This is a genomic window from Streptomyces phyllanthi (assembly GCF_009377205.1).
GTDB classification, from domain to species: Bacteria; Actinomycetota; Actinomycetes; order Streptomycetales; family Streptomycetaceae; genus Streptomyces; species Streptomyces phyllanthi.
Genome location: NZ_VJZE01000056.1, coordinates 1 through 12518, shown reverse-complemented (window position 1 = coordinate 12518; position 12518 = coordinate 1). Strand labels below are relative to the sequence as shown.

The window sequence follows — 12518 nt, the reverse complement described above, 5'->3', positions numbered from 1 at the left end:
GGGCATTTCGCGCGACCTTGAGGCGTGCGAAGTCCCATTGCCGACCGTACGGACCCCTTTCCGCGGCCTCGCCGGACGCCCGGCGGGACGGGTCGGGGAAAGCGGCGCAGGACCTTCACAACGAAGACGCAGAACCATCACGGAGACTGAGGGGGAGCAGCAGGTGAGCATGACGGCCTCCGCGACAGCCACCGGAGCCGGCGGGCCCGGTCAGGGAGTCCCTGCCGGGGCGGGCACGGGACTGGGCTTCTGCCGGGTCACCATCGTGGCACCCGACAGCAGGATCGACGTGGCGCTGCCCGACGACGTCCCGGTCGCCGACCTCTACCCCGAGATCCTCCGGCTCTCCCAGCAGAGCCCCGCCGAGGGCGCCCCGGTCGGCTACCACCTCGTACGCCGCGACGGCACCGTCCTCGACAGCTCCCGCTCCTTCTCCGCGCAGCGCATTCTCGACGGTGAACTCCTCACCCTGCGGCCCTTCTCCGACTCGCTGCCGCCCGCCGTGTTCGACGACGTCTCCGAAGCGGTCGCGTCCGCCGTGACCCGTGAGCACAAACTGTGGAGCGGTGACCTCACGCGCGCGGCCGGCCTCGTCGGCGGCGGAGTCCTGCCGGCCCTGCTCGCCTTCGTGGCCTGGACCGCCGACCCGCTCCACGACATGCACAGCCTGCCGGGTGTCCTCGCCGCCGTGACCGGACTCGTCCTGGTCGTCCTCGGCGCGGTCCGCGCGCGCGTCTACGACGACCGCGCCTCCGCCGTCGCGCTCGGACTGGGCGCCCTGCCGAACGTGGCGGTGGCCGGCTCCGGACTCCTCCCGCTCGCCGAGGGCCAGGGCATCGGCAAGCTGCAGTTCCTGCTCGGCTGCGCGGCCGTACTCGTCGCCTCCGTGGTCCTCGCGCTCTGCGCGCCGCACGGGGACGGGCCGTTCGTCGCCTTCGCGTTCGCCTCCGCCTTCGGCCTGGTCACGGTCTTCGTGGGGCTCCTCGCGCACTGGACGCCCACGGAGGTGGCCGCGCTGGGTGCCCCGATCGCCGTGGTGGCCCTCGCCTTCCTGCCGGGCATGTCCATGCGCTTCGCGCGCCTCCCCATCGGCTTCGAGCCCCCGAACACCACGCGCAGCGCGTACGGCAACGACCCCGCGCCCCAGGAGCCGGTCGACTTCGAGCGCATCGAGGCCCAGGCCCGCCGCGGTCACGAACTGCTGGTCGGTCTCGTGGGCGGCTGCGCGCTCCTCGCGGTCGGCGCCGCGGCGGTGCTCGGCTTCTCCGACGACGTATGGGCCCAACTGCTCGCGCTCACCACGGGAATCGCGCTCCTGATGCGCGCTCAGCTCTTCCGGTACACCACCCAGGTCGCCGCCTGCCTCACCGCGGGACTCGGCTCCCTCGTCCTGCTCGGCCTCGGACTGGCGCTCAACCCGCCGTCGTCCCTGATCCGCGACGCCCTGACCGGGGACCGTACGGGCCTCGACATCCGCACCATCTGGCTTGTCGCCGTGATCGCGGCGGCCGCCGCCCTGATCACCGCCATCGGCCTGATCGTCCCGCGCAGCGGCCTCACCCCCTTCTGGGGGCGCTTCCTGGAGATCGCGGAGGGCTTCGTCCTGCTGACCCTGATTCCGCTGGCCCTGGCCGTCTTCGACGTGTACGGCGCCGTCCGCGCCATGACCAGCTGATCGCGGCCGCCGCCGACCGGTCCGTACGCGGACCTCGACGGTGGCCGGAGCGCCGGGCGGGGTGGATCCGAGCGTCCTCCCGGCCTGGTACCCTGGCCAGCGGCCGTTCGTGTACGCACCCCCGGACCCCGTCCAAGACGCACTCCCCAGGAGCCCGTCGGGATCCGGAGGACGCGCCGAGCGGATCCCCGCCTCCCGAGTCGTGGAAGCTCCCCTGAGACGAAGACCAGGGGCACTCGGAGGCTCAAGAAGACTCACGAGGAGTACGCATGTCGCTCGACGCCGCTACGAAGAAGCAGATCATCAGCGAGTTCGGTACCAAGGAGGGCGACACCGGCTCCCCCGAGGTCCAGGTCGCGATGCTCTCGCGCCGTATCTCGGACCTGACCGAGCACCTCAAGACCCACAAGCACGACCACCACTCGCGCCGCGGTCTGCTCATCCTGGTCGGTCAGCGCCGCCGCCTGCTGCAGTACCTGGCCAAGAAGGACATCCAGCGCTTCCGTACGCTGGTCGACCGCCTCGGCATCCGTCGCGGTGCGGCGGGCGCCAAGTAAGACGCCGTGAAGGGAGCGGTTCCCACGACAAGGGGGCCGCTCCCTTTGCTGTACGTGCGGAAACGTGCGGAGTGTCACCGCGGCTTTGTAGGGTGGTAGCACAACGCAACAACGCCATAACGAACGACACAGCGTGACGCCACCCGGATCGCACCGGGTACACGGATGACGTCACGCACACCGAACGAGGAGAAGCGCACCTCGCCGCCGCCGGTCCTCGGTAGTGGCCCCCGGGGGAAAAGGGGAAATCGAGCCCCGGGTGCTTCGATCGAAGACCGGCCCGCACCAGACGGAGCGCTTCTCCACCACCGTCCCCCTGCCACACGGGCGGGCCCAGGGACGAAAGACGATAAGTAACGGAGAAAACGCTAGTGGAGAACGAGACCCACTACGCCGAGGCCGTCATCGACAACGGCTCCTTCGGCACCCGTACCATCCGCTTCGAGACGGGCCGCCTGGCCAGGCAGGCCGCCGGCTCCGCCGTGGCGTATCTGGACGACGACACCATGGTGCTGTCGGCCACCACCGCTTCCAAGAACCCCAAGGACCAGCTGGACTTCTTCCCGCTCACGGTCGACGTCGAGGAGCGGATGTACGCGGCCGGGAAGATCCCCGGCTCCTTCTTCCGCCGCGAGGGCCGGCCCTCCGAGGACGCGATTCTCACCTGCCGCCTCATCGACCGCCCGCTGCGCCCGTCCTTCAAGAAGGGCCTGCGCAACGAGATCCAGGTCGTCGCCACGATCATGGCGCTCAACCCCGACCACCTGTACGACGTCGTCGCGATCAACGCCGCGTCCGCGTCCACGCAGCTGGCCGGTCTGCCCTTCTCCGGCCCGATCGGCGGCGTCCGCGTCGCGCTGATCCGCGGCCAGTGGGTGGCCTTCCCGACGCACACCGAGCTCGAGGACGCCGTCTTCGACATGGTCGTCGCGGGCCGCACCCTGGAGGACGGCGACGTCGCGATCATGATGGTCGAGGCCGAGGCCACCGAGGAGACCATCAAGCTCGTCAAGGGTGGCGCCGAGGCACCCACCGAGGAGATCGTCGCCGCCGGTCTGGACGCCGCGAAGCCCTTCATCAAGGTCCTGTGCAAGGCCCAGGCCGACCTCGCCGCGAAGGCCGCCAAGCCGACCGCCGAGTTCCCGATCTTCCTGGACTACCAGGACGACGTGTTCGAGGCGCTCACCGCCGCGGTCCGCACCGAGCTCGCCCAGGCGCTCACCATCGCCGGCAAGCAGGAGCGCGAGACCGAGCTCGACCGCGTGAAGGGCCTGGCCGCGGAGAAGCTGCTCCCCGAGTTCGAGGGGCGCGAGAAGGAGATCTCCGCCGCGTACCGCTCGCTCACCAAGCAGCTGGTCCGTGAGCGCGTCATCAAGGAGAAGAAGCGCATCGACGGCCGCGGTGTCACCGACATCCGCACGCTGGCCGCCGAGGTCGAGGCCATCCCGCGGGTGCACGGTTCCGCGCTGTTCGAGCGTGGCGAGACCCAGATCCTGGGCGTCACCACCCTCAACATGCTCCGCATGGAGCAGCAGCTGGACACCCTCTCCCCGGTGACCCGCAAGCGCTACATGCACAACTACAACTTCCCGCCGTACTCCACCGGCGAGACCGGCCGCGTCGGCTCCCCGAAGCGCCGCGAGATCGGCCACGGCGCCCTCGCCGAGCGCGCCCTGATGCCGGTCCTGCCGACGCGCGAGGAGTTCCCGTACGCGATCCGTCAGGTGTCCGAGGCCCTCGGCTCCAACGGCTCGACGTCCATGGGCTCGGTCTGCGCCTCCACCATGTCGCTGCTGAACGCCGGTGTGCCGCTGAAGGCCCCGGTCGCCGGTATCGCCATGGGCCTGATCTCGCAGGAGATCGACGGCGAGACGCACTACGTCACCCTCACCGACATCCTCGGTGCGGAGGACGCCTTCGGCGACATGGACTTCAAGGTCGCCGGTACGAAGGAGTTCGTGACCGCCCTCCAGCTCGACACCAAGCTGGACGGCATCCCCGCCTCCGTCCTGGCCGCCGCCCTGAAGCAGGCCCGTGACGCCCGCCTCCACATCCTCGACGTGATGATGGAAGCGATCGACACCCCGGACGAGATGTCCCCCAACGCGCCGCGGATCATCACCGTGAAGATCCCGGTCGACAAGATCGGCGAGGTCATCGGCCCCAAGGGCAAGATGATCAACCAGATCCAGGAGGACACCGGCGCCGAGATCACGATCGAGGACGACGGCACCATCTACATCGGTGCCGCCGACGGCCCGGCCGCCGAGGCCGCCCGCACCACGATCAACGGCATCGCCAACCCGACCATGCCGGAGGTCGGCGAGCGCTACCTGGGCACCGTCGTGAAGACGACGACCTTCGGTGCGTTCGTGTCGCTGCTCCCGGGCAAGGACGGTCTGCTGCACATCTCGCAGATCCGCAAGCTCGCCGGCGGCAAGCGCGTGGAGAACGTCGAGGACGTCGTCGGCGTGGGCGCCAAGGTCCAGGTCGAGATCGCCGAGATCGACTCCCGCGGCAAGCTCTCCCTCATCCCCGTGATCGAGGGCGAAAGCGACGATGAGAAGAAGGACGACACCGACAAGTGACGTCGAGTAGCTCCACGGCGACGGCCCGCACCTCTTCGGAGGCGCGGGCCGTCGCCCGTACCCAAACCCTCATCAAGGGCATGAACGGCATCGGCACGGTCCGTAAGACGACCCTCCCGGGCGGCCTGCGCATCGTCACCGAGACCCTGCCCTCGGTCCGCTCGGCGACCTTCGGCATCTGGGCGCACGTGGGCTCCCGCGACGAGACGCCGTCCCTCAACGGCGCCACGCACTACCTGGAGCACCTGCTCTTCAAGGGCACGACCCGCAGGTCCGCCCTTGACATCTCCTCCGCCATCGACGCGGTCGGCGGCGAGATGAACGCGTTCACGGCGAAGGAGTACACGTGCTACTACGCACGCGTGCTCGACAGCGACCTCCCGCTCGCCATCGACGTCGTCTGCGACATGCTCACCGGCTCGCTCATCCTCGAAGAGGACGTCAACGTCGAGCGCGGCGCCATCCTCGAAGAGATCGCCATGACGGAGGACGACCCCGGCGACTGTGTGCACGACCTGTTCGCGCACACCATGTTCGGCGACAACCCGCTCGGCCGCCCGGTCCTCGGCACCGTCGAGACGGTCAACGCCCTCACCGCGGACCGCATCCGCCGCTTCTACAAGAAGCACTACGACCCGACGCACCTGGTCGTCGCGGCCGCGGGCAACGTCGATCACAACAAGGTCGTACGACAGGTCCGCGCGGCCTTCGAGCAGGCGGGCGCCCTCAAGCGGCCCCACGCCACCCCGGTCGCCCCGCGCGAGGGCCGCCGCACCATCCGTACGGCCGGCCGCGTCGAGCTCCTCGCCCGCAAGACCGAGCAGGCCCACGTCGTCCTCGGCATGCCCGGCCTCGCCCGCACCGACGACCGACGCTGGGCCCTCGGCGTGCTCAACACCGCGCTCGGCGGCGGTATGTCGTCCCGTCTCTTCCAGGAGGTGCGGGAGAAGCGCGGCCTGGCCTACAGCGTGTACTCGTACACCTCGGGCTTCGCCGACTGCGGTCTCTTCGGGGTGTACGCGGGCTGCCGCCCGTCCCAGGTCCACGACGTGCTGAAGATCTGCCGCGACGAGCTCGACCAGGTCGCCGAGCACGGACTGCCCGACGACGAGATCGACCGTGCCGTCGGCCAGCTCCGCGGCTCCACGGTCCTCGGCCTGGAGGACACCGGCGCCCTGATGAACCGCATCGGCAAGAGCGAGCTGTGCTGGGGCGAGCAGATGTCCGTCGACGAGATGCTGACCCGGATAGCCATGGTCACCCCGGACGACGTCCGGTCCGTGGCCCGCGACATCCTGGGACAGCGGCCCTCGCTCTCGGTCATCGGCCCGCTCAGGGACAAGCAGGCCTCCCGGCTGGAGGACGCGGTGGCGTGAACCGCGCCGGAACGAATCGGCGGTAGGTTCGCGTACGTCCTCGACAACCCGCATTCCCGTAAGGAAGCAACAACATGAGCAAGCTGCGCGTGGCGGTCCTCGGCGCCAAGGGCCGTATCGGATCCGAGGCCGTACGGGCCGTCGAGGCCGCCGAGGACATGGAGCTGGTGGCCGCCCTCGGCAGCACCGACAAGCTGGAGACGCTCGTCGAGACCGGCGCCCAGGTCGCGGTCGAGCTCACCACCCCCGCCTCCGTCATGGGCAACCTCGACTTCTGCGTACGCCACGGCATCCACGCGGTCGTGGGTACGACGGGATGGACCGACGAGCGCCTCGCCCAGCTGAACGGCTGGCTGGACCGGTCCCCGGAGACGGGGGTGCTCATCGCCCCCAACTTCTCCATCGGGGCCGTGCTGACCATGAAGTTCGCCGAGAAGGCCGCGCCCTACTTCGAGTCCGTCGAGGTCGTTGAGCTCCACCACCCGAACAAGGTGGACGCCCCCAGCGGCACCGCCACGCGCACCGCCCAGCTCATCGCCGCCGCCCGCGAGAGCGCCGGCAGCGCTCCCCAGCCCGACGCCACGGTCACGGCCCTCGACGGCGCCCGCGGCGCGAGCGTCGACGGGGTGCCCGTCCACGCCGTACGCCTGCGGGGCCTGCTCGCCCACCAGGAGGTGCTGCTCGGCGGTGAGGGCGAGACCCTCACCATCCGCCACGACTCCCTCCACCACAGCAGCTTCATGCCGGGCATCCTGCTGGGGGCCCGGCGCGTGGTGACCACCCCAGGCCTCACCTTCGGCCTCGAACACTTCCTCGACCTGAGCTGAGCGACCGGCGGAACCCCATGCGCGCGAAGATCACCTATGCCATCACGGCCGCCGTCCTGGTCGTCTACTTCGTCCTGGTCGGCAGCCGCGGTGTCCTGTTGATCGAGACCGGCACGCCCGTCACGATCGCCTTCGGCGTGGCGGTGCTGATCCTGCCGGGGATCGGCCTGTGGTTCCTGTGGAAGAACACCCAGTTCGTCCGCAGGGCCAACCAGCTCGCCGCCGAACTCGACGCCGAAGGCGGCCTGCCCGTCGACGAGTTGAAGCGCACCCCGGGGGGCCGCATCGACCGCGACTCGGCCGACGAGGTCTTCGCCAGGCGCAAGGCCGAGACGGAGGACGCCCCGGACGACTGGCGCAGCTGGTTCCGCCTCGCCGTCGCCTACCACGACGCCCGCGACACACCCCGGGCGCGCAAGGCCATGCAGCGGGCGATCGCGCTCCACGACGGAAAGCCCGTCCAACCCGCCTGAGGTGCCTCTACGCGATACGTGAGGGGCCGACCCGCGTGTGCGGGCCGGCCCCTCACGTATCGCCCGTCTATCGGCTATCGGCCGGGCCCGTACTCCGCGGCCCATGCCTCCACCGTGTCCGCCGCCCTGTCGAAGGCCTGCGGGCGGCCCAGGAAGTCGGCGTTGTGCGTGGTCATCAGCGGCGGCGCGTCCTCAGGGGAACGGTCCTTGCGTACGAGGAGAAGGGCCTGCCCCTGCACGGTGCGCGGCAGCCCGAGCCAGCGCACCGGCTGCTGCACCGTGCGCGCCGAGACGACCTGCTCCCAGGGTGCCGTGCGCGTGCTGAAGAAGCCCACCCTGCGCAGTCCTCGCGCGCTCACCCAGGTCCCCACACGCAGCAGCCGCAGGGCGCAGACGATGATGAACAGCGCCACCCCGAAGCAGACCGCGCCACCGGACAGGGTTCCGGCCACCGTGATGATGACCGCTGCGGCGAGCACGTAGGAGGCGAGCAGCAGCAGGAGCGCTGCCGCGCCCACCCGCCAGGGGCCGGGGCGGTAGGGCCGCCGCCAGCGGTCGCGGTGATCGAACGGCAGGGCCTGGTCGTCCGCCGCGTCGTCGAAAGCGCGGTCGGCGGTCAGGAAGGGCAGGGGCACGGCTGATCCTCACTCAATCCATATTCAGTCCAGGCATCGGCATCGCCGGGTGAGGTTATCGAGCCGGATGCCCACCCACCACCTGTGGGTGGTCCATGGGGGTACGTACCGCGCCATTCGGGCGGCGAACACGGGCGGTTGGGCCTCAGCGGTGCCGGGATGCCTCGGACTGCTGTGTGTGGCTGGGCGACTGGTCCACTGACAGCGCCGGCATCCCGAGGAGCAGGGAGCCCACGAGCCCCGCGACCACGGTGAGACCCACGAGCCACCGCCCGGCCAACTCGCTCGCGGAGGCACGCGCGCGGGGCGGGGGAGCGACATTACTGCGGAACGTGTCGGCTTCGGCGATGAAGGCGAAGGGAACGGGCTCGCGCCGACGGGACATGGGGTGCGCTTCTCCTCTGGGGGCTTGTGAGGGATCAGGGGACTCGAACGATCGCTGTCATCTACACAGATGCGCGAGTGCCCCAAGCGGTGCCTTCTTTCACCGACTTCGCCGAAATTCGCCGAAGAATGTCGCGGCATGCCGCCGAACGTCCTGCTGTCAGTGCCGCGCCGGAGAGTGGCCGCCGTGCGGGAGATCCGATGGAAGGACCCTCCGACGCCTCCGATCAAGATCACCACCGCTGATCCCACCGAGTCTGCGCCGCGGCATCGGTGCGGTCCTCCAAGCGGGGGCAGCGGTCGGTCAAGGAGACCGACACCTCCCACGAACGCACCTGGGTCAACTTCGCCACGTGCAACGCCCGGTCTCTCATGCGCTTCCCCGGCCTGCGCACCCAGCACGAGCTCGCACAGGTCCTGTCCTCCCCGCAGCGGTAGATCGACATGGCGGGCGAGAAGACGGAGGCGGAGTGGGCCAGGCTCATGCCGCTGACGCACCCCGCCTCGAGCAACAACGGCCGGATCGCCCTCTAGCACGAACAGCCCGGTCCCGCAGGGGCACGCATGATCGGGTCAGCCGAGCGAAGTGTCCGTATTGCGGCATTTTGCGAACTTCGTCTAGCCTGATCAAACGGACCCGGCACTGCCTGAACCCCCGAGCAGGCAGTGCCGGGTTCCAGCTTTGTCCTGACTTTTCCAGCCCCCCGAGGGCAGACCGCGCCTTGAGCAGCGAGTAGCGTGGTACCCATGGCTCCGACCTCCACTCCGCAGACCCCCTTCGGGCGGGTCCTCACCGCCATGGTCACGCCCTTCACGGCGGACGGCGCACTCGACCTCGACGGCGCGCAGCGGCTCGCCACCCACCTGGTGGACGCAGGCAACGACGGCCTGATCATCAATGGCACCACCGGCGAGTCCCCGACCACCAGCGACGCGGAGAAATCGGATCTCGTACGGGCCGTCCTGGAGGCCGTCGGCGACCGCGCCCACATCGTCGCAGGCGTCGGCACGAACGACACCCGGCACAGCATCGAGCTGGCCCGCGCCGCCGAGAAAGTCGGCGCCCACGGCCTGCTCGTCGTCACGCCGTACTACAACAAGCCCCCGCAGGAGGGCCTCTACCGGCACTTCAAGGCCATCGCCGACGCCGCCGAGCTGCCGGTCATGCTGTACGACATCCCCGGCCGCAGCGGCGTCCCGATCAACACCGAGACGCTCGTCCGGCTCGCCGAGCACCCGAGAATCGTCGCGAACAAGGACGCCAAGGGGGACCTCGGCCGCGCCAGCTGGGCCATCGCCCAGTCCGGCCTCGCCTGGTACTCCGGCGACGACATGCTGAACCTCCCCCTGCTCTCCGTGGGCGCGGTCGGATTCGTCTCGGTCGTCGGCCATGTCGTCACTCCCGAGCTGCGCGCCCTCGTCGACGCGTACGTCTCCGGCGACGTCCAGAAGGCGACGGAGATCCACCAGAAGCTGCTCCCGGTCTTCACCGGCATGTTCCGTACTCAGGGCGTGATGACCACCAAGGCGGCCCTGGCCCTCCAGGGCCTGCCCGCCGGGCCCCTGCGCGCGCCCATGGTCGAGCTCACGCCCGAGGAGATCACCCAGCTCAAGATCGATCTTGCCGCCGGCGGGGTACAGCTCTGACATCGGACTTCACAACTGAATAGGCAGGACCAAGGTGCCTGCACCCACACCAAACAACTGCTTCTGCACGAACGTCATGCGCGCCACGTGCCCCACCGGTACGTGGCGTGTGTGGTGAGGAGAGTCTTTTGAGTCATCCGCATCCTGAACTCGGCCCGCCGCCGAAGCTTCCAGAGGGCGGCCTGCGGGTCACCCCGCTCGGCGGCCTGGGCGAAATCGGCCGGAACATGACCGTCTTCGAGTACGGCGGCCGCCTGCTGATCGTTGACTGCGGAGTGCTTTTCCCGGAGGAGGAGCAGCCAGGCATCGATCTGATCCTGCCGGACTTCTCGTCCATCCGGGACCGCCTCGACGACATAGAGGGCATCGTCCTCACCCACGGGCACGAGGACCACATCGGTGGCGTTCCGTACCTGCTCCGGGAGAAGCCCGACATCCCGCTGATCGGCTCCAAGCTGACCCTCGCCCTCATCGAGGCCAAGCTCCAGGAGCACCGCATCCGCCCGTACACCCTCGAGGTCGCCGAGGGGAACCGCGAGCGCATCGGCCCGTTCGACTGCGAGTTCATCGCGGTCAACCACTCGATCCCGGACGCCCTCGCGGTCGCCATCCGCACCCCTGCGGGCATGGTTGTCCACACGGGCGACTTCAAGATGGACCAGTTGCCGCTGGACAACCGTCTGACGGATCTGCACGCGTTCGCCCGGCTGAGCGAGGAGGGCATCGACCTCCTCCTCAGCGACTCCACGAACGCCGAGGTCCCCGGTTTCACGCCGCACGAGCGGGACATCTCCAACGTTCTGCGCCAGGTCTTCGCCGGTGCCCGCAAGCGGATCATCGTGGCCAGCTTCGCCAGCCACGTCCACCGCATCCAGCAGATCCTGGACGCGGCCCACGAGTACGGCCGCCGGGTCGCCTTCGTCGGCCGCTCGATGGTGCGCAACATGGGCATCGCACGCGACCTCGGCTATCTCAAGGTTCCGCCGGGTCTCGTGGTCGACGTCAAGACGCTGGACGATCTGCCGGACTCCGAAGTGGTCCTGGTCTGCACGGGTTCCCAGGGCGAGCCGATGGCGGCCCTGTCGCGCATGGCCAACCGGGACCACCAGATCCGGATCGTCCAGGGCGACACGGTGATCCTGGCGTCGTCGCTGATCCCCGGCAACGAGAACGCCGTCTACCGCGTCATCAACGGTCTGAGCCGCTGGGGCGCGAACGTCGTCCACAAGGGCAATGCCAAGGTGCACGTCTCCGGGCATGCCTCGGCCGGTGAGCTGCTGTACTTCTACAACATCTGCCGCCCGAAGAACCTCATGCCGGTGCACGGTGAGTGGCGCCACCTCCGCGCCAACGCCGAACTGGGCGCCATGACGGGCGTACCGCACGACCGGATCGTCATCGCCGAGGACGGCGTGGTCGTCGACCTCGTCGAGGGCAAGGCCAAGATCTCGGGCAAGGTCCAGGCCGGATACGTGTACGTCGACGGTCTCTCGGTCGGCGATGTCGGCGAACCGGCCCTCAAGGACCGCAAGATCCTCGGCGACGAGGGCATCATCTCGGTCTTCGTGGTGATCGACTCGTCGACGGGCAAGATCACGGGCGGGCCGCACATCCAGGCCCGTGGCTCCGGTATCGAGGACGCGGCCTTCAGTGACGTGACCCCGAAGATCACGGAGTCGCTGGAGCGGTCGGCCCAGGACGGCGTCGTGGAGCCCCACCAGCTGCAGCAACTCGTGCGCCGCACCCTGGGCAAGTGGGTCTCGGACAACTACCGGCGGAGGCCGATGATCCTCCCGGTCGTCGTCGAGGTCTGATCTGCCGCACGGACCTCCGTAGGCGCCAACTCGGAGCGGGGCCCCTCGATTTGCATCGGGGCGCCCCGCTCCAGTACGTTTACGGCTCCGCCTGAACGGGAACCCGGGTGCTCCGAGCGCCGGGGACCAACTCCCGGACCGGGTGGAAATTCCGACTCAGAATCTCTGATAAAGTCGGAAACACCGAAGGGAAGCGCCCGGAGGAAAGCCGCGAGAGAGTCTCTCGGGTGAGTACGAAGGAAGCGTCCGTTCCTTGAGAACTCAACAGCGTGCCAAAAATCAACGCCAGATATGTTGATACCCCGTCTCCAGCATCAGCTGGGACGAGGTTCCTTTGAAGAAAACACAGCGAGGACGCTGTGAACCACTGGGTTATTCCTCTGGTGGTTCCGCTCTCGTGATGTGTGACCGGATTACCGGTAAACATTCACGGAGAGTTTGATCCTGGCTCAGGACGAACGCTGGCGGCGTGCTTAACACATGCAAGTCGAACGATGAAGCCCTTCGGGGTGGATTAGTGGCGAACGGGTGAGTAACACGTG

The 12518-nt window shown here is 69.0% G+C and carries 10 protein-coding genes, 1 rRNA gene and 1 pseudogene; 10 read left to right on the top strand and 2 right to left on the bottom strand.

All coding sequences use genetic code 11. The annotated features are described in order from the left end of the window. The first annotated feature begins 163 nt into the window (after positions 1-163). The 6 genes from eccD to FNH04_RS11360 all read left to right on the top strand — a co-directional run bounded on the left by eccD (position 164) and on the right by FNH04_RS11360 (position 7496). The gene (gene eccD, locus FNH04_RS11385) at positions 164-1675 is read left to right on the top strand and encodes a type VII secretion integral membrane protein EccD (RefSeq protein ID WP_322722926.1); all 1512 of its coding nucleotides are present in this window, start codon (positions 164-166) and stop codon (positions 1673-1675) included. A 269-nt stretch (positions 1676-1944) separates the two neighbouring features. Continuing rightward, positions 1945-2232: a 30S ribosomal protein S15 gene (rpsO, locus tag FNH04_RS11380; RefSeq protein WP_033529274.1), complete on the top strand. Its 288-nt coding sequence runs from the start codon at positions 1945-1947 to the stop codon at positions 2230-2232. Between the two features lie 371 nt (positions 2233-2603). Continuing rightward, the gene (locus tag FNH04_RS11375; protein ID WP_322722925.1) at positions 2604-4820 is read left to right on the top strand and encodes a polyribonucleotide nucleotidyltransferase; all 2217 of its coding nucleotides are present in this window, start codon (positions 2604-2606) and stop codon (positions 4818-4820) included. Continuing rightward, positions 4817-6196, top strand: coding sequence for a M16 family metallopeptidase (locus FNH04_RS11370; protein ID WP_322722924.1), 1380 nt, complete (start codon positions 4817-4819; stop codon positions 6194-6196). The genes FNH04_RS11375 and FNH04_RS11370 overlap by 4 nt, the downstream gene beginning before the upstream one ends. Positions 6197-6270: 74 nt before the next feature. Next, positions 6271-7023, top strand: a complete 753-nt coding sequence (gene dapB, locus FNH04_RS11365; RefSeq protein ID WP_152783067.1) for a 4-hydroxy-tetrahydrodipicolinate reductase — start codon at positions 6271-6273, stop codon at positions 7021-7023. A 17-nt stretch (positions 7024-7040) separates the two neighbouring features. Then, positions 7041-7496, top strand: coding sequence for a tetratricopeptide repeat protein (locus tag FNH04_RS11360; RefSeq protein ID WP_152783066.1), 456 nt, complete (start codon positions 7041-7043; stop codon positions 7494-7496). 74 nt (positions 7497-7570) lie between these two features. Here the strand turns inward: FNH04_RS11360 and FNH04_RS11355 are convergent, their stop codons facing one another. Then, a complete protein-coding gene (locus FNH04_RS11355; RefSeq protein WP_322722923.1) occupies positions 7571-8131 on the bottom strand; it encodes a PH domain-containing protein in 561 nt (186 codons plus the stop codon). 145 nt (positions 8132-8276) lie between these two features. Further along, on the bottom strand, positions 8277-8516 hold the full coding sequence (locus tag FNH04_RS47525) for a hypothetical protein (RefSeq protein WP_152783064.1): 240 nt from the start codon (positions 8514-8516) through the stop codon (positions 8277-8279). Between the two features lie 344 nt (positions 8517-8860). On the opposite strand from FNH04_RS47525, the pseudogene FNH04_RS11345 reads away from it, so the two are divergent. From FNH04_RS11345 to FNH04_RS11325, 4 genes and pseudogenes are all read left to right on the top strand, one after another. Continuing rightward, a pseudogene (locus FNH04_RS11345) lies at positions 8861-9049 on the top strand (FAD-dependent thymidylate synthase); the annotation flags it as partial. Between the two features lie 213 nt (positions 9050-9262). Further along, positions 9263-10162 carry a 4-hydroxy-tetrahydrodipicolinate synthase gene (gene dapA, locus FNH04_RS11340; RefSeq protein ID WP_152783062.1) on the top strand — a complete coding sequence of 300 codons (900 nt, stop codon included), beginning with the start codon at positions 9263-9265 and terminating at the stop codon, positions 10160-10162. A 128-nt stretch (positions 10163-10290) separates the two neighbouring features. Continuing rightward, positions 10291-11976, top strand: coding sequence for a ribonuclease J (locus FNH04_RS11335; RefSeq protein ID WP_152783060.1), 1686 nt, complete (start codon positions 10291-10293; stop codon positions 11974-11976). A gap of 426 nt (positions 11977-12402) precedes the next feature. Beyond that, positions 12403-12518 (top strand): 16S ribosomal RNA (locus tag FNH04_RS11325); the annotation flags it as partial.

Excerpts from the sequence above, each read along its gene's own strand:
- FNH04_RS47525 (WP_152783064.1), bottom strand. The coding sequence starts at position 8,516 with ATGTCCCGTCGGCGCGAGCCCGTTCCCTTCGCCTTCATCGCCGAAGCC.
- dapB (WP_152783067.1), top strand. The coding sequence starts at position 6,271 with ATGAGCAAGCTGCGCGTGGCGGTCCTCGGCGCCAAGGGCCGTATCGGA.
- FNH04_RS11360 (WP_152783066.1), top strand. The coding sequence starts at position 7,041 with ATGCGCGCGAAGATCACCTATGCCATCACGGCCGCCGTCCTGGTCGTC.
- dapA (WP_152783062.1), top strand. The coding sequence starts at position 9,263 with ATGGCTCCGACCTCCACTCCGCAGACCCCCTTCGGGCGGGTCCTCACC.
- rpsO (WP_033529274.1), top strand. The coding sequence starts at position 1,945 with ATGTCGCTCGACGCCGCTACGAAGAAGCAGATCATCAGCGAGTTCGGT.